The organism is Acinetobacter sp. YH12156 (assembly GCF_013418235.1).
Lineage (GTDB): Bacteria > Pseudomonadota > Gammaproteobacteria > Pseudomonadales > Moraxellaceae > Acinetobacter > Acinetobacter pseudolwoffii.
On the sequence record NZ_VPCL01000001.1, the window covers coordinates 196468 to 212390 of the forward strand.

The 15923-nt window shown below is 40.2% G+C and carries 27 protein-coding genes; 18 read left to right on the forward strand and 9 right to left on the reverse strand.

The window, feature by feature from the left end; translation table 11 throughout:
- Nucleotides 1-6 precede the first annotated feature (6 nt).
- The 6 genes from FTU87_RS00995 to FTU87_RS01020 all read right to left on the reverse strand — a co-directional run bounded on the left by FTU87_RS00995 (nt 7) and on the right by FTU87_RS01020 (nt 3609).
- Nucleotides 7-753: a hypothetical protein gene (locus FTU87_RS00995; RefSeq protein ID WP_180096498.1), complete on the reverse strand. Its 747-nt coding sequence runs from the start codon at nt 751-753 to the stop codon at nt 7-9.
- A 23-nt stretch (nt 754-776) separates the two neighbouring features.
- A complete protein-coding gene (locus FTU87_RS01000; protein WP_180096499.1) occupies nt 777-1469 on the reverse strand; it encodes an ATP-binding protein in 693 nt (230 codons plus the stop codon).
- Nucleotides 1470-1525: 56 nt separating this feature from the next.
- Complete coding sequence (locus FTU87_RS01005) at nt 1526-2062, reverse strand: hypothetical protein (RefSeq protein ID WP_180096500.1); 537 nt, start codon at nt 2060-2062, stop codon at nt 1526-1528.
- Complete coding sequence (locus tag FTU87_RS01010; RefSeq protein WP_180096501.1) at nt 2059-2493, reverse strand: hypothetical protein; 435 nt, start codon at nt 2491-2493, stop codon at nt 2059-2061. The genes FTU87_RS01005 and FTU87_RS01010 overlap by 4 nt, the downstream gene beginning before the upstream one ends.
- A 218-nt stretch (nt 2494-2711) precedes the next feature.
- On the reverse strand, nt 2712-3065 hold the full coding sequence (locus FTU87_RS01015) for a hypothetical protein (RefSeq protein ID WP_004646411.1): 354 nt from the start codon (nt 3063-3065) through the stop codon (nt 2712-2714).
- A 208-nt stretch (nt 3066-3273) separates the two neighbouring features.
- Nucleotides 3274-3609: a hypothetical protein gene (locus tag FTU87_RS01020; protein WP_180096502.1), complete on the reverse strand. Its 336-nt coding sequence runs from the start codon at nt 3607-3609 to the stop codon at nt 3274-3276.
- Between the two features lie 264 nt (nt 3610-3873).
- Between FTU87_RS01020 and FTU87_RS01025 the strand changes: the two genes are divergently transcribed.
- Nucleotides 3874-5145, forward strand: a complete 1272-nt coding sequence (locus FTU87_RS01025) for an N-6 DNA methylase (protein WP_180096503.1) — start codon at nt 3874-3876, stop codon at nt 5143-5145.
- Nucleotides 5146-5169: 24 nt separating this feature from the next.
- Here the strand turns inward: FTU87_RS01025 and FTU87_RS01030 are convergent, their stop codons facing one another.
- The 3 genes from FTU87_RS01030 to FTU87_RS01040 all read right to left on the reverse strand — a co-directional run bounded on the left by FTU87_RS01030 (nt 5170) and on the right by FTU87_RS01040 (nt 7727).
- Nucleotides 5170-5814, reverse strand: coding sequence for an MAE_28990/MAE_18760 family HEPN-like nuclease (locus FTU87_RS01030; RefSeq protein ID WP_180096504.1), 645 nt, complete (start codon nt 5812-5814; stop codon nt 5170-5172).
- Nucleotides 5811-6929, reverse strand: coding sequence for a DUF262 domain-containing protein (locus tag FTU87_RS01035; RefSeq protein WP_180096505.1), 1119 nt, complete (start codon nt 6927-6929; stop codon nt 5811-5813). Before FTU87_RS01035 ends, FTU87_RS01030 begins: the two co-directional genes overlap by 4 nt.
- 105 nt (nt 6930-7034) lie before the next feature.
- Nucleotides 7035-7727 (reverse strand): S24 family peptidase, encoded by a 693-nt coding sequence (locus FTU87_RS01040; RefSeq protein WP_180096506.1) that lies wholly within the window; start codon nt 7725-7727, stop codon nt 7035-7037.
- A gap of 131 nt (nt 7728-7858) precedes the next feature.
- Here FTU87_RS01040 and FTU87_RS01045 point away from each other — a divergent pair, with 131 nt between their 5' ends.
- The 17 genes from FTU87_RS01045 to FTU87_RS01125 all read left to right on the forward strand — a co-directional run bounded on the left by FTU87_RS01045 (nt 7859) and on the right by FTU87_RS01125 (nt 15891).
- Nucleotides 7859-8095, forward strand: a complete 237-nt coding sequence (locus FTU87_RS01045; RefSeq protein WP_180096507.1) for a hypothetical protein — start codon at nt 7859-7861, stop codon at nt 8093-8095.
- A gap of 57 nt (nt 8096-8152) precedes the next feature.
- Nucleotides 8153-8644 carry a phage regulatory CII family protein gene (locus tag FTU87_RS01050; RefSeq protein WP_180096508.1) on the forward strand — a complete coding sequence of 164 codons (492 nt, stop codon included), beginning with the start codon at nt 8153-8155 and terminating at the stop codon, nt 8642-8644.
- 50 nt (nt 8645-8694) lie between these two features.
- The gene (locus FTU87_RS01055) at nt 8695-8859 is read left to right on the forward strand and encodes a hypothetical protein (protein WP_180096509.1); all 165 of its coding nucleotides are present in this window, start codon (nt 8695-8697) and stop codon (nt 8857-8859) included.
- Nucleotides 8856-9734, forward strand: a complete 879-nt coding sequence (locus FTU87_RS01060; RefSeq protein ID WP_180096510.1) for a DNA-binding protein — start codon at nt 8856-8858, stop codon at nt 9732-9734. The genes FTU87_RS01055 and FTU87_RS01060 overlap by 4 nt, the downstream gene beginning before the upstream one ends.
- The gene (dnaB, locus tag FTU87_RS01065) at nt 9727-11103 is read left to right on the forward strand and encodes a replicative DNA helicase (protein WP_180096511.1); all 1377 of its coding nucleotides are present in this window, start codon (nt 9727-9729) and stop codon (nt 11101-11103) included. The genes FTU87_RS01060 and dnaB overlap by 8 nt, the downstream gene beginning before the upstream one ends.
- On the forward strand, nt 11100-11330 hold the full coding sequence (locus FTU87_RS01070) for a hypothetical protein (RefSeq protein WP_180096512.1): 231 nt from the start codon (nt 11100-11102) through the stop codon (nt 11328-11330). The genes dnaB and FTU87_RS01070 overlap by 4 nt, the downstream gene beginning before the upstream one ends.
- Nucleotides 11331-11452: 122 nt before the next feature.
- Nucleotides 11453-11593 carry a replication-relaxation family protein gene (locus FTU87_RS15060; protein WP_257220447.1) on the forward strand — a complete coding sequence of 47 codons (141 nt, stop codon included), beginning with the start codon at nt 11453-11455 and terminating at the stop codon, nt 11591-11593.
- Nucleotides 11587-11922, forward strand: coding sequence for a hypothetical protein (locus FTU87_RS01080; protein ID WP_180096514.1), 336 nt, complete (start codon nt 11587-11589; stop codon nt 11920-11922). The genes FTU87_RS15060 and FTU87_RS01080 overlap by 7 nt, the downstream gene beginning before the upstream one ends.
- Nucleotides 11919-12224, forward strand: coding sequence for a hypothetical protein (locus FTU87_RS01085; RefSeq protein ID WP_180096515.1), 306 nt, complete (start codon nt 11919-11921; stop codon nt 12222-12224). Before FTU87_RS01080 ends, FTU87_RS01085 begins: the two co-directional genes overlap by 4 nt.
- Entirely contained in the window at nt 12217-12630 is a 414-nt protein-coding gene (locus FTU87_RS01090; RefSeq protein ID WP_257220448.1) for a hypothetical protein, read from the forward strand. Before FTU87_RS01085 ends, FTU87_RS01090 begins: the two co-directional genes overlap by 8 nt.
- Nucleotides 12623-12769, forward strand: a complete 147-nt coding sequence (locus tag FTU87_RS01095; protein ID WP_180096516.1) for a hypothetical protein — start codon at nt 12623-12625, stop codon at nt 12767-12769. Before FTU87_RS01090 ends, FTU87_RS01095 begins: the two co-directional genes overlap by 8 nt.
- Nucleotides 12762-13178, forward strand: a complete 417-nt coding sequence (locus FTU87_RS01100; RefSeq protein WP_180096517.1) for a hypothetical protein — start codon at nt 12762-12764, stop codon at nt 13176-13178. Before FTU87_RS01095 ends, FTU87_RS01100 begins: the two co-directional genes overlap by 8 nt.
- Complete coding sequence (locus FTU87_RS01105) at nt 13178-13444, forward strand: hypothetical protein (protein WP_180096518.1); 267 nt, start codon at nt 13178-13180, stop codon at nt 13442-13444. Before FTU87_RS01100 ends, FTU87_RS01105 begins: the two co-directional genes overlap by 1 nt.
- 12 nt (nt 13445-13456) lie before the next feature.
- Entirely contained in the window at nt 13457-13897 is a 441-nt protein-coding gene (locus FTU87_RS01110) for a hypothetical protein (protein ID WP_180096519.1), read from the forward strand.
- A gap of 789 nt (nt 13898-14686) precedes the next feature.
- Nucleotides 14687-14860, forward strand: a complete 174-nt coding sequence (locus FTU87_RS01115; protein WP_180096520.1) for a hypothetical protein — start codon at nt 14687-14689, stop codon at nt 14858-14860.
- Nucleotides 14853-15290 carry a hypothetical protein gene (locus FTU87_RS01120; protein ID WP_180096521.1) on the forward strand — a complete coding sequence of 146 codons (438 nt, stop codon included), beginning with the start codon at nt 14853-14855 and terminating at the stop codon, nt 15288-15290. Before FTU87_RS01115 ends, FTU87_RS01120 begins: the two co-directional genes overlap by 8 nt.
- Nucleotides 15250-15891: a putative metallopeptidase gene (locus FTU87_RS01125; protein ID WP_180096522.1), complete on the forward strand. Its 642-nt coding sequence runs from the start codon at nt 15250-15252 to the stop codon at nt 15889-15891. Before FTU87_RS01120 ends, FTU87_RS01125 begins: the two co-directional genes overlap by 41 nt.
- The last annotated feature ends 32 nt before the right edge of the window (nt 15892-15923 follow it).

Genomic DNA, 15923 nt, shown 5'->3' on the forward strand with positions numbered 1-15923 from the left:
CAATCCTCAATACGGAAGATCATCAAGGTAAGAGGGGGCATCCAATACAGGTGGTACATCATTGGCGTATCCACCTTGATCATAGCCACTCTGATTAGAGCCGCTCTGATTAGAGCCGCCATTCTGACCATACCCACCGCCATAACCGTTGTTTTGGTTTTGCTGGAATCCACCGCTATTTTTAGGTTTGCGCATAGTGATTGGGTTTGCCATCAATGCAGCAAGTGATTTTGGTAGTGCTTCTGGTGTGGTTTTCCGATCAAGAATTTCTTTGGCCATAAGCTCACTTTGAGCATGAAAACAAGAGAAAAAATTCATCTGGTATTTCAAATCACCACTGTCATTTTTGTAGTTTTCGCGCTGAAGTAACAGCCCAATTCGCTTGCCCGCAACCTCAGGAGCCACAACACAATTTTTCATGACGCGCTCTTTGAGGTCGAAGTCGTACTTTTCGAGCTGCTGATTCGTTGGAGTGAGTCCCCGTACACCCACACAAGCAAGCAGAGCATTGATCTTGTGAACACCACCTAATGGAGTGCCGTCTTTCTTTTCAGTCCAGACGGTGAATGACGCAGACTCCTTATTGTCCGTTTCAAACTCAACTTCAAAGCCAGTTGTGCCAGATTTAGCAGTGATGAATTCCATGCTTTTGATAACGCCAACATACTTACCAGCTTCTTCGATACGATTGCTGCTGTCCGCTTGTTTTGCAGATTCAGGGTTAAAGCCAAATTGTTTGTATTGCTGAGTCATGATGATTTCTCCAAGAGATTAAATTAAGGATTTTGAGCAGATTGTTGTTGCTGTTGAGCATTTTGAGCTTGCGGCATAGGCAAGCCATAAAATTCGCATATCGCCTGATCGACAAGGTTTAAGTCATTTTCAATGTGATCAGAATCAAACATATCCATAGGTGATTTAACGGTTGTGTTGCCGTTGTTCTTAGTCACAAATAGGTTTTGATCATTAATTACAGCTGTCTGTAGGCAGATAGTGACCATGCCTTCTAGGGTGATTTTTTCATCGAGCATTTTCCCGATGGTCTTAATCTTGGTCTTACCGTGCTGGTCTTCTTCGGTGTGGCTTAGGATGTAGACACGTTTTTGCGGATGAGCATTATTTGCTTCGGTGATGATGTTCCACGCATTGAAGCCAATTTCTGTGAACTTATCGAAACCACGTTCAGTGCTACGACGCATAAATTCATTTGCCATTACATACTGAAAGTCATCAATAATTATTATTGGGCGACGAGTCATGCGGATGTGCTGAATGATTTCTTGCGGATTGTCAGACACAAGGATTGAGCCATTTGGGTCTTCAGCAGTGATGTACTTCCAGTCTGCTGAACGGAAAGGCAAAGGTTTTCTAATCGACTGGATCAGCAACACGCGACGCGGATTAAGGTTGCGAAGGCTGGTTGACTTACCAGAGCCTGATTGTCCCAGTATAAAAATAGATGTACTCATTATTCATTCCTCATTATTCGGTATTCATTCGGGGTGCCGTAAATAGCATCTAGCTACTAACGCGCTTTGTTTTGATGGTTATTACGCTTAAAGTTCTTATAGTCTTCGGATGCAAAGAAGCCCGTACTTTCTAAAGCTTGATGACGCTTGTTCTTTCGCATAGCAACACGCGCATTTTCCAACCCATCTAAAATCCATTTTGGAGTAAGGGATTTACCCATCTTCCTCAATGAGCCGTCCGGCTGAATGGAATAGATAGTTGTGTTGCAGAAATAGTCAGCAATAGTTCCTGAGCTTTTGACACGTAGGGCAAAATAACTCGCACGAGTTTTACCCACTCGATATATTTCAAGCCCTTCAAAGGTCTTGATGTATTCAGAGAAGTAGCGATGAGTTGAGTTGAACTCAATCGGCATTGGTATTACAGGCAACTCATCTGCTTTGAATTGCAGGAAACCGGTGTAAAGATCTACAAAATTAATTTGAGTTCGATCATTAAGAGGAGACCAGTCGTCAGAGCCACATTCACACCAGTAGACCGATTGGCCATTCAGGAGCGCTTCAAAGATTTGATCAGCAGAATTTAAGATCATGACTGCACCTCCACCAAACGATGCTTCATGATGTAACCAGCGATCATTGAATTGATTTCGCGATGATCCTGGTGATCAGTGAAGTCTTTATATGGATTACCATTGGCATCAAATACATTGATTTCACCGAGCTCCATTACTTCGACTGCAGTGAACTCTGAACCAGGTACGCCGTAGCTATCTGGATAAGCCTGAACTTCAAATGAAGAGATATTTAAACGAAATCCATCCAGATTTACGACTGCTTCACCGCGCATATCGTCGAGCATCTTTAAAGAGACGATTCCATATTCAGATTGAATATTTTGAGCTGGTGCTACCTGGTCAGTACCAAAGTCAGCAAGATGAGCAAACGCCAAGGCGCTTACTGTTAAAGCAGCAGTAAACAGAGTTACCTTGAAGCTATTGTGTGGGGTTAGTTTTGTGTTCATAATCACTTTACTCACAGAGAGAGTGTGGGTCACGCTCCAGGTTGTTACAGCAACGCTGGGGCTTTTCTTTGTTTCGATGAAATTATTAAACCAAAGGTATAAACATAAAGCAAGCGAAAATTAAACCAAAGGTGAAATTTAGTTGAAATTAGGTTTAAATAAATTTTAATAGGCAAAAGAAAACCCACCGCTGGGTGGGTTGTCCTGCAACAATAATCTTATTTTTTGTATTCAGTAATACTGATAGGTTTGTCTTTCATAAACTCTACAATACCTTCACCAGCTTTGAAATGAATTGAAACACCATCATTATTGGCCAAACGCATACCACTTCCTGAAATAGCTCGTTTAAGGTGATAAACCTTGCCAGAATTATCTGTCATTTCTGCGGTTTCAAAATTATCTGAAGATTTCAATTCGACTGTAAGATCCATTGGACCAGTAAAATTAATTACCTGAGTTTCAGTTGCAGTATTGCTCACAACTTTTTCTTGCACTACTTCGTTTTTTTGATTTGAAGTACAGCCAGTAATCGCTAATCCTAACAATGCTGCGCCTAACAGATATTTCATTGAGACTTACCTTTCTATTTATGAATCATAGGTATCATTATACTAATTGTTATAATGTAACATTTAAAGACAAGGTTACACTTACCTTACATAAAGAAAAACCCGACGTAAAGTCGGGTTAGTGATGCTTTGCTTTGTTATTACAGGCCAGGTCATGAGAGGCCTTAAGCTCAATATAAAGATTTAATATTTCAGCAGTAAGAAAATTTTAGCACTGAATAGAATCTTTCTCTTTGTAGTGATCTAAAACCAAATCCATATCAGCTAGAAGTGCGACTTCAGAGTATTCACCGGGTGATAGCTTCAACAAGTTGGGCATATAGTTCTTTTCATACTCACGCGGATAGTCTCTGCATAAGATCTTTACCCGCACATCTTGAGTGGTGAACTCTGAATCTAACTTTTCCAGGTATTTACTAAGAATATTATCTGAGTTCTCAAGAGCTGTTGTGGTTGTGATTGGATCTATATCATCAGTTAGTTGCTTCTCACAACCAGTGAAAGCCAAAGATAAGAGTAGGGTGGTCAAAGTTATTCTTTTCATGGTTTTGCTTTTTTGTTGTTGGTGGATGAATTATAGGCGGAAATAAAGGAAAGAACACCCAAATAAGATAGAGGTTGGCAATAGTATTGTTTTTTAACACACAGATCATTTTATTGGAGTCTAAACTAGATCTTAAAGCTTGTGTAATAAATTGTTTTATCTGCAGTTTTTTGTTTTTAAAAGTCTTTTATATTCAATAATTTAATTATAGTTTTTTTGTCAAAAAAATGGTATAAGTGCTATGAACTTCTGCAGTATTTAAAGATGAACCAACTTTCCATTCATAATCAGAATCTTCGATATCTAATCGATAATGCTCCTCCAGAATCAATCAAATCAATTGTGGACCTAGATTCTATAGATACAGTTTTAAGGCAGTGCCTTCCTCTGGAGCAGATGAGGGAAGCGGGAAGTTTTTTTACAGGTCAAATGCTAGCAACTGAAGCAATTAATTCATTTGAAAGAGCTCTAACTTTAAACTCAAGGGTATTAGATCCAACGTGCGGGGCAGGTAACTTACTAATAGAGTGCTCTAGAAGACTTGGGGTGCGCGATACTTTAAGTGAAACACTTGAAGAGTGGGGTGAAATTTTGTGGGGGTTTGATATACATGAGTCATTTATTGAAGCCACAAAATTAAGACTAATTATTGAAGCATTAAATCGTGGCGTTCAAAAAAATTGCTCGATTGAGCAAGCTACATCATATTTTAAAAATATAAAAGTAATGGACGCATTGCTTGTTACAAAGACGGATTTAAAAAGTATTACCCATGTTGCAATGAATCCCCCATTTTCTATTTGGAAGTCACCGAACAAAAACTATTGGAAACAAGGGAAAATAAATGCGGCTGGTATTGTTTTTGATCACTTTCTAAGGGTTTTGCCTAAAGATTGTGTTGTGGTAGCAATTTTGCCTGAAGTTTTACGATCAGGAAGTCGATATAGCTTATTTCGTAATTTCTGCTCTATCAACATGTCTGCAAAATCCATTCTTTGGGGGAGGTTTAATACCAAAACCGATGTAGATGTTTTTATTCTTTCTGGGATAATCATGGCAGAAGAAAGTCAAAAGTCGATTTTATGGCAGGAGGAATTAGGAGAATATAAAGCGTTATCAAGTAAGTTTAATGTCTGTATTGGGCCTTTAGTTGCCTATAGAGATATAGAGATAGGTAATGAATACCCCTATTTTCACTCCAAAAATACTCCAGGATGGGAGATATTGGAAGATATAAGTGAAACAAGGAAATTTCAAGGAAAAGTAATTTCACCGCCATTCGTAATCATTAAAAGAACCTCTAGTCCTGGGGATAGATATAGGGCAACAGCAACAATTATTAACCTTAAATCAATGGTAGCGGTAGAAAACCATCTTATTGTAATTAAACCAATGAGCAATTCTTTAAGAGATTGCAAGAAGCTCTTAAAGACACTCAAATCAGATGCAACTAATGAATTCCTAAACAAGAGAATTCGATTACGTCATTTAACAGTACAGGCGATTAAAGATATACCTTTGGATGAATCATTTTAATGGTTCTCCCAAAGGTATTGATTGCTATTTTAGATACTCTTGATTATCAACTGCTTTAAATATTAGATTTTGAAATAAGACAATCATACTCAGCAACTCTTTTTTAATCTCCTCATAAGTATCCTCAATATCTGTCAGGCCTAAAATATCACCGTGAGCTATAGCGTTACGGCAGCGTACTAACTTTGAATCAATAAAGTGTTCTTTCAAGTCGTAGGGTCTTGAGTCTAGGCCTAATTGCTGCAAAATATTTAGCAGAATGGGGTATTTCAGGTTTGAGTCGGTGTCAACAACTAGACTTTCATCCACCTTGAAGTTTCCTATTGGAGGGCTATTCATATAATCACTCAACTCCAATAACGAAGAGATTTTATTGAGTGAAAAGCCTTTTCTAAATTTATCAGGAACACTTAATAAAAGAAAATTATCCTTCATTTTGTGAAATGGCAATCCTTTGCTATTAAGGAAAGTTATATAAGCTAACGCACAGTGTTTTATATGCCCCTCCCAGTGTGCGTAAAGTAAAACAATAGCAGCCCTAATTAAGATTTGCTTTTCGTGACCACGACTCGACTGTATCATGAAGTTTAGAGAGGTGAACTCTCGCTTACGCCATTTAATATCCTTCTGGAGACTATCTTGGAGTTCTAAAGATGTTCGAATTTTCATTTAAAAACTCGAATTGCAATTTTTGACATCTCAACCATTCTATCAATTGGACGAGTGCGATTTTCGATTACACGTAAGTATTCACTATCTGCTGTCAATTCTTTGGTTTTTCTTATAAATAGCTCCACCAGTTGATTATCATCAAGCTTGTTATTTTCTATAAGCTTAGATAGTCCGAATGAAGCCGCTTCATACACAGGCAGAGATATAGCGCCCTCATATTTGGCCTTTTGGTGATTGTATTTTTTAAAGGCAGAGTCCTCTAAGGCTTTATCGGCGATGGTAAACGTTTTTAGGAAAATTTGTTTTTCATAATCAAAATTAAAATTCTGTTTTTCATCAAACAATCTGATCATTTCGGCATTTAAATATGGTGCGACATCTGAGTGTTCTTTTCGAATTACCTCACTACTATTTCTATAGATAAAGAACCTAAGGGCTAGTTCTGCATCATACGACTCTTCAGATTGTTTTTCAGAAATAGGTAGCGTTGTTTTAAAAGAGTCTTCTTTAGTGAGTTCTTTTAACCAAAAGAATGCTGTTTTATTATGCATTAAAAGCATGCAATTTCGAACTTCTTGATCTGATAGTTTAGAGCCACCGGTGTTCAATCTTTGGAATAATTCAAATTTAGTATCACTATCACTTTCTCTTTTGATAATTTTTATATCAATTTTTTCTCGTTTAAAGATTCTTTTAATCTCAATGTCAAGTTCTTGTTCAGGATTATGAATATTTTCCCATACTTTGTCTTGTAGTGCTGGCAGATATTTTGTTGCCTGCAATATTAAAGGTTTTTTAACTTTACCCTCTTCATCTTTTAATTTTCCTAAAAATGAAAGAATTGTTGAAATCCGTTGTAATCCATCAACAACATCCCAAACACCATCTTTCCTTTGAGCAACAAAAATTGATGGTAATGGAATACCTAAAAGTATCGATTCGATCAACCTACTTTTTTGTTCAACCGACCATCTATACACACGTTGAAATTCTGGATGAATATCAAGCTCGCCATCATCATATAAATTAATTAACTCACCTATCGACATCGGATATGAATCAGTATTTACTTGCATGCGAGCTTTATCAATTTGTTCCTGAAGATTTGACATTTCCCTTCCCTTAGTACTTTAAAGAAATTAATTTGAATAAATTAAAAAATTATAATTACACATCCACACACCCCAACCACCAAGCCGCATATAGCGGCTTTTTTATTAATATTTAAACTCTCTGTGGTGCTGAACAACCACACCAATGATGGATATTTCTATTTGCAAAGAGTTGTAAGTAGGAAAGTCAGGATTAAGTGGAACCAATTCAATAACATCCACCCCATGCTCATTGACCCCAATAACACGATATTTTTTAAAAGTTGTTAAAGCTAGACCGTGCTGAATTTCTTGAGCAATAACCAATGATCCCGGTACTGGCGCTTTTGCTGCATCCACAACAACTTCATCACCTGGCATGAATTCTGGTGCCATGCTCATACCATCAATAGTTAATGAAAATACCGCCTTAGGGTCTATACCTTCATAGGTTGTATGGGTCTTTCCTTTGGGGTGAAGCCCATCATAAACCACATCTCTCCACAAGCCTGCTTGAACAAAATCCAACACCGGAATCTCCCTTAACTTTTTCCCTGTTGGCTTTACATTTCCATATTCATGAGCAATTACGGGTTGGGTTTTTTCTGTTTGAGCTGATACAGGCTCACCCCCAGTCATAAGCCACCCAACATCAACCTCAAGAATTCCAGCTAATTTCTCTAGGGTCTCTTTACTTATTTGACCTTTCTTCCACTTGGATGGCGCTTGAGGGCTAAGACCAATCATGGTTGAGGCTTTCGACCATGAGAGTTTTTTGGCACTTAATGCCTTCTGTAAACGATCAACAAGAGTTTCCATATCCACACACTTTAACCTTTGGTTAAATTATCAAGCAAAAATCAGCCTAAAGGAATCAACCATAGGTTGCATTATTATGTAACTGGTGGTTTAATTAAAAAAGTACATCTGGTTTAATTAAGGTTTAAATCATGAACCCTATGCAAAAAGCAATTAATGCTGTAGGTGGGCGAACAATCGCAGCAAACCTATTAGGCATCTCCTATGTAGCGGTTCGAAAAATGGAGGCAAAAGGATCGCTTCCTCGAACAGACTACACGGGCGAAACAAACTATGCACAAACATTAGCTAGCAACAGTAATGGCCTTATTACCACGGATTGGCTTATGGATAAAGCCAACCCCAAACATCATACCATTGCTGCTTAAACCAATTATCAGCAACTTGGCTTTTTTAATAAACGTGAAAGTAAACAAGGTATTCACATGGATATATCGAAAGAGACCAAAACCGCATTGCACAAGATGGTGCACCAGTCGAACGGCATTACTCCAAAAGAGATAGCTGATCTTGTTGGCGTGTCTCATAACACGATTTTGAACTATGCCAATCCAAACATGGAAAACCATCTGCCGAGCCTAAAGGCATTTGAAGCAATGCTGACCTACACACAAAACCCAGCTCCATTAAAAGTATGGGCGCACAAATTAGGTTTTGTATTGGTTCCAGTAGATCAAGCTCAAGGCAAGGATCATGAACTAGGTGTTCTCGAATCACTGCTTGGCATGAATGTTGGCAATGGTGCAGCAAACAAGCAGGTTTTATCTGCTCTGGAAGATGGTGTGGTGACACCTGCTGAAATGGATGAGACAGATCGCATCCTGGAAGAAATCGAACAGAAAATTCAATCTTTGCGTAAGGCCATGAAAGGCGAGTGCTCAAAGTATTTATCAGCTCTACAACGAGAAAAAGCCTGAGGTCTGAACTCAGGCTTTTAGCGTCCAAAAACCCGCAAAGGAAAATGAACATGAGTAGTTTAGCACGAAATTTTAGAGAAAAAATACTTATCCAGAAGATTCAACTTCTGGAACAAGCCCTTAAAGCAAATATTCAAAACCCATGCCTTGATCACGCCTGTTTGGTGGCTAAAGCTCGTCACGAGCTGCTTGTATTTGTGAGAGGTGAGGCATGAGCAAACTCATTCCAATGATTAGGTTAATTGAAGCTATGAATGATCAACCGATCGCATTCAATAAGCATTATGTTTTTATTGGATGCGGTGTAAATGGTGCGCTCATGTTATCCCAGTTGGTGTATTGGACTTCGCGCACAAAGGATGCCGATGGCTGGATATATAAGGATCACCACGAATGGACCTTGGAAACTGGATTAACCAGAAAAGAACAGCACACAGCACGAAAAGCACTTAAGGATTTAGGCTTTATTTCCGAGAAGAAGCGCGGCGTACCACCTCGAGTTTATTTCCGTGTTGAGCGCGAAAATCTTTATAAAGCGCTCATTGAATACTCTGAAACCCTTACTGGCTCTCAATTGTGCCATACGGAACAATTGAATGTGCCAAATGGAGCAATTGAATGTGCCGTTGGGAACAATCAAATGTGCGCTACGGAACAATCAAATGTGCCAAAAGGGGCATCTAATACAGAGAATACAACAGAGAATACTACAGATATTAATTTAGGCGCATCCGCACCTGAACAACCTAAAAAATTCTCTGCTAAAAAATTCATGATGGAAAACGGTGTATCTGAAAAAACAGCTCAAGAGTTTATTGATCTGAAAAACAAGAAACGCAAAACCATTACTGATCGTTCCCTGAAAATTATCTTCAAGCAAGCAATTGAAGCAAAGCTTTCAAATGAGCGCGTATTCCAGATTATCGTTTTACGCGGATGGGAGTCATTCAAAGCTGCATGGAATTGGGCTGAAACCAATGCTGAGATCGAACAGCTAGAAGATCCACAACCAATCTCAACCCCTGATCAACAACCAGCACCAATCTTCAAGGGTGTGGCGAAGAAATTTAAGGGGATGAGCAATGACTGAGTTATTTTCAATTCCTACTGAACAAGCTGTTTTGTGTTCGTTCATGGATTTCGCTGGATCTGGTGACTACATCGAGCAACTGGAAGAAAGTGATTTCTATGCCAGCCGCCACCAAGTCATCTTCAATTACATCAAACGCCAGCACCTAAAAGGCGAAGGTCATGATGCAGTTGTTGTTTGGGAACAGATTCGCTCAAATCCAACAGAAAGAGCCCAAATTGATGAAACGTACATCATGGAGCTATCGAGTGCCATATCGCTTCCTAGGCTCATTCCTACGCACATCAAAACCTTAAAAGATTTATCTACTCGCAGAAAGATTGCAGACCTGAGCAAGCATATCGGCACCATTGCCAACGATACGCTGACCTATACCGGTGAAACCGCAATTGAGAAGGTGCAGTCATTGGTTTCTGGTCTTGATAATACATCGACTCAGCAGGCCACTTTGAGTGTTGAAGCGATTGCTGTAGATGTGCTGACTGACATCATTGACCGTCACCAAAAAATTCATGCCGGCATTGAAGTTAAGGCAGGGGTAAAAACAGGTTTTATTGAACTGGATAACAAACTAGACCGCATTGATCGTACCGATCTGGTGATTATCGGTGCACGTCCTTCGATGGGTAAAACCACATTGGCCCAAAACATCATGCTCGACCTTGCTGTAAATCAGGGTGAAGTGGTGTTGTTCATGTCTGGGGAGATGTCGAAAGAGCAGATCATGGAGCGAATGATTTCGGGCCTTGGTCAGATTCCATTGAAGCAAGTCCGTTCGGCTGTGTTTGATGAGGAAGGTGCAGGTTGTATTTATCGCGCTGTCGACACTTTGAAAAAATGCCCGATCTTCATCAATGACAAGGCATCTCCAAGTCTGGCTGATATTCGCCGTGAAGCTCGTAAGGTTCAGCAAAAGACTGGTGGTCGATTGAATGCCATCGTTGTTGATTATCTTCAGATCATGACCCCACCTGAGAAAACAGGAAACAAGGTGCAGGAGATTGGTGATATTTCATGGGGCCTTAAAAAGATTGCCAAGGACTTTGGTTGCCCAGTGATTGCACTGTCTCAGCTCAACCGCTCATTGGAGCAGCGACCAAACAAACGCCCAGTGATGTCAGACATTCGTGAGTCAGGCGCTATTGAGCAAGATGCAGACATCATCATGTTTATCTACCGTGACGAGGTTTACAACAAGGACTCAAAAGAAGCGGGTACAGCGGAAATTATCATTGGTAAAGCACGTAACGGATCAACTGGAACGGTTCGCCTGGCAACTGATTTAGGTCGGGCCACTTTCTGTGATTTGAGTCCTGAATATTACACGCAGTTGCAGGTTGTAGGGCAAAGCGCAGGGGGTGGGGTGTGAGTGATTACCTAGAAATGAATCTTGAGCAGCTTCAAAAAGAACATGCCGACCTGCTCGCCTTCAATGAAAATTTGGATCGTGAGCGTAATGGATATTGTAAAGATGCTCGTAAGTACGCCAAGAAAGTACAAATGATTGCAAGCCTATTCGTTGTGCCGAGTGATGACCATGAATTAACGCTTAAGGCCATTAAGACGATTGTGGAGCAAGTAGGGGGTGGGGTGTGAAGGAAAGAGAATACCAACATAACAAAGCAGCTTCATTAAATCGTGGTATTGATGTTTTACTTGTTATTAAAAACACACCAATCGCCACAACCAAGGAAATCAAAGATCAAGCGCTGCCATACATGACGATTAGATCGGTACAGCGCTACTTAAAAACCTTGGTGCAAGTCGGTCTTATTGGATTTGTCGGGGGTGGTAATGACGAATATCGCTACTTCCTTACACCTAAAGCCAAGCAGTTATTCGGGGGTGGGTCATGTTAGACACCAAAGAACAAATCAGAACAGCACTGATTGAAATTGCTGAAGCATTGGGTCGACCACATTACGAGCCGCTGACTGTCAGAGAGGTTTTGGCGAGTTTTGATAACAACACTGATCACCCATTGAAAGTAGCAGTATTAAGAAAAATACCTTTCCTTGGGCGCAAGAGTCCAATCGAGGTTGTGACACCAAAAATAAGACCTAAGAAACCAACTCGGAAGGCATCGCCAGTTGAGGTGAAGAAAGAAATCCTAAAACTGGCTCAACATGGAACTATCACAAAATTTAGAAGTGGTTGCGACTGCAAGGAGTGCATGGAATGGGCATGAACTTAATCGAAAAATTAGGGTTGGAGAAGTGTAAGCAGATTGTGGATGGGGCGCCATCAAATGCAGAAAGTTATCAAGATGGTTATTACTTCCGAGAATCTCCTGAATTTCAATTCCACAACGGGGTTCATGAGCAATGGAATTTAACTGATAACAATGGCGATTATTTCAAGAAGCGTGGGTTTGATCCAATTTTGATTTCAGACCTCCGCATCGCTCTAGCCGATCACGACCGCATTGATACGTGTAGTGATATTAAGAACCACATTTCTCCAAATACGAAGGTGATTGAGCATGAGTGATTTTGAAAAGTGGTTTAAATCCTTAAATAAAAATGGCCGAGTTACTTATTTTCTTGGCCAAGAGGGCAGGATTTCAGAAGAAGCATGGAACCACCAACAAGCCATCATCGACGAGCACACCGAAGTCATCAAGCTTCAAGACGCTGATTTGCGAAAGTATGAGAAGCAGATTGAGAGTTTGAAAGCCCAACTCAGCAACATGGAGGCTTGTTATATCGAGAAGAAGAAGGAGGTTGAGGGCCAGCAAAAGCGAATTGATGAGGCTTTATTCGAAATGCGGCAACTCTCTCTAATTTTAAGTGAAGACGTTGATGGCTATAAAGACCCTGCTCAAATATGCCAGTCGGAAGGCGTTGATATGGGTGTGAAGATTTTAGAAAAAGCCCTGCGAGGTGGTCATGAGTAAATTCCAACAAGAAGTAGCGGTGCTTTTAATTTGCAACGTCATTCTTTTCGCTGAGTTTAAGACAACCACATTGGGCGTGTTGATGATTATTTTCCAAATCGCTTTTGTGGTGATGATGTGGCGAGGTGCCAATGACTGACCTGATTATCGGCATCGATCCAGACTTGGAAAAATCAGGAGTGGCTGTTTTAGGGCAGTCACTGGAACTTAAAAACTTAACCTTTCCTGAAACTGTAGAGCTATTCCGAAGCCATCAAGATGAAATCAAGAAAGTCGTCATTGAGGCGGGTTGGTTGAATAAAAAATCTAATTTTCGTTTTGGTCATTCCAAGAGCGCAGGAGAGAAGATTGCCAAGAATGTAGGGGAGAACCACGCAACAGGCAAATTGCTCGCAGAGATGGCAAAAGAATGCGGTTTAGCGGTGGTATTGGTTAAGCCGACACGCACAAAGTTGAAAGCTGAAGATTTTAATCGAATTACAGGTTGGCAGGGCAGAACGAATCAAGAGCAACGAGATGCGGGAATGCTGATTTGGGGGATGAAGTGATGGAATTAGAACAAATAGCGTTATGGGTTTTGGTGTTGTCGATTGCATATCAATTTTTCTTGAACTGCATCGGTCTGGTCGACCCGCTGTATTACACGATGTATCGGGGCAAGCAGGTTAAAAAGCGCATGGAGTACCACGAAAACCAATACAACCAACTTAATCGTGGCGAAAAAGTCTGGACGCATAAGATTGCATCGGCATGTGCTTTAGGTCTTCAGGGTCTGCTGATTTTTGCATTATTGAAAGCATTGAATGTGATTTAAGAGGGAATAGGGATGAATGCGATGGTTAAAGCGGAAGTGATGAACTGGGATCGTTTTAGTATTGAAGATTGGCTTAAGCAGTATGGGGCATACATCCAGATTTCTCGCATGAAGTCAGGAAATCAACCAGACTCACTTGGGGTAAATCAGATCTACTGGCTGATTCTTGAAAATAACAAAGGGGTGGCACCACGTAAGGATCAGGTCATTTGTCAGATTAGTGACTTTGAGGCTGAGCAGGTGCGGAAGTTGATTGTTGATTTTAATAAGTCTAGTTCGGTTTGTGCTTCAGCGAAAGTGGCAGTGCAATTGTTTATCGAAAAGAATGTGAGAGGGATGTCATTAAGCCAGATGGAGAAGGAATTCACTCTATCAAGAAGCTCGATAAACAACATGGTTTTTGCAGGGAGTTATTACTTAGCAGGCCATGACAAAAGACTTCGCTTAAAATGATTAAATAACTTGCGTTTAAATGCGAATATGCTATTTTGTGTTATAAGTCACCGAAGTGTAAGTAATTCACTTTGACTGACAAAGAAGCTCATCGAAAGGTGGGCTTTTTGCATTATGGCGGTTTCATTAATTTCTAGTGGTTTGAAATCGGATGCCGCCACCCAGATATAGCAACGAAAGCTCGGTCAATTGATCGGGCTTTTAATTCCCAAAATATTGCCATACCGTGAAAAGAAAAATAACTCAAAGTGGACGGTTGAAAACAGTTTCTACACATTCCTTATACTTTGTTATCGAAATTCAGGTGCTATATTTTTACTACTCCAAGAAGTTAAAGCAGTAAAAATAACTAAATGGTAAAGCAAATATTGGCCCGCCTAATTCCCCAATTAAGCGGGCTTTTTATTGTCAGGAGAAAAGTCATGCTCCGTTTATTGATGTGTTTATTTGGTCTTCATGGTGTAACTGAAATCGATTACACGATTGATGATGAAGAAATCAAAATCTGTCGGGATTGTTTGAAAGAAATTGAGTAATCCATAATAAACTAATCGATAAATTCACTTATTAATTAATAATTTATTTTGAAAATAAGTTGGACGTTATATTAATTCTCTATTAATTTACCACTTGTTCAAAGACTCCACATTTTGAATTTAAAGTTTCGCCCACATCGACCCCAATGGTGTGGGTATTTTTTTGACTAAAATTCGCCGGACGTATTACGGCAATCAAAGCCCCTCGCATTCTAGATGTTGAGGGGTTTTTCTTTTCTTATTGGTGGTACCCATGACAGACAAAGTACAAGCTAAACAAGACTTAGAATTTTGCAGTACTGAGCTGTCTAAGTATCAGAATCTCAGTCGGGCCGGATTAACGCGAAATGAGCTGCTGGCAATTGACGGCATCATGATTAAGTTGAAAGAGCGGATTAAGAATTTACGTGTGGCTTTGTATGGATGAAAAGGCTTATAAACTTTTCACCCAAAAAATCCCGCCAAAAAAGAAATCGCGTGTCAGACCCCTACCCAAAGCTGGTGAAAAATACCTAGAAGCATTCGATCGATTAAAAGAAATCTTGGATCGGATGGAAATCAAATACGAAGAATATTTTCACTTTAAAAGTACGAGGCACTGGCGTTTCGATTTACACCTGGTTGGCTATCTCACATTAATTGAAATTGCTGGTGGGCCTTGGTCTGGTGGTCGAAAAGGTAAATTAGCCACAAAAGCTTGGAGTATGGATCGCTATGACCATGCTGAAGAAATGGGTTATCGATATCACCGCTTTGAAGTTAATGACATCAATATGGGCCGTGCAACCAAATGGCTAAGAGGTTTAAAAGCATCGTATGGAACAGTTCAGACCATTCCCACCGACGGAGCTGATTGATCAGGCTGAGCAAGAGGAAGCCATTCGCTTGGCACCAGCACCAGAGCTTAAAGAATGGGTCGTGAATAACTGGCTTACTCTCGGTGGTGAACTACATAACCCTGATCATGATCATATTGCTGAATTACTGCATGACAATGAAGAGTTCCTTGCATTCGCTTGGGCTTCATCTGCCGCCGTAGCGAAAAAACGTATGGTACTGGGCCAATGTGAAAAGGTCATGTTTAACCAGGGTGGCTGGAAGAAGGCACGTCAGGAACAACAGATGCGTGATTGGTACGGCTTTGTACCTCAATATTTGATTACTGTTGATGCTGCATTCTGTGAACAGGCTTCAGATCGTGAATTCTGCCGGCTGATTGAGCATGAGCTTTATCACATCGGGGTTGAGCGCGATGAAGATGGCGAAATCATTTATAGCGACCATACTGGCTTACCTAAGCATTACTTAGCCGGCCATGATGTCGAAGTGTTCTTTGGTGAAACAAAACGATGGGGTGCAGACGAATCTGTAAAACGGCTTTTGGAAATTGCCAAGAATGCGCCGTTTGTATCTGAAACGAATATTGCAGCATGTTGTGGGAACTGTGTTATCGGCTAATTTTTTTGCCCATTTAGGTTGACGTAGGTTGA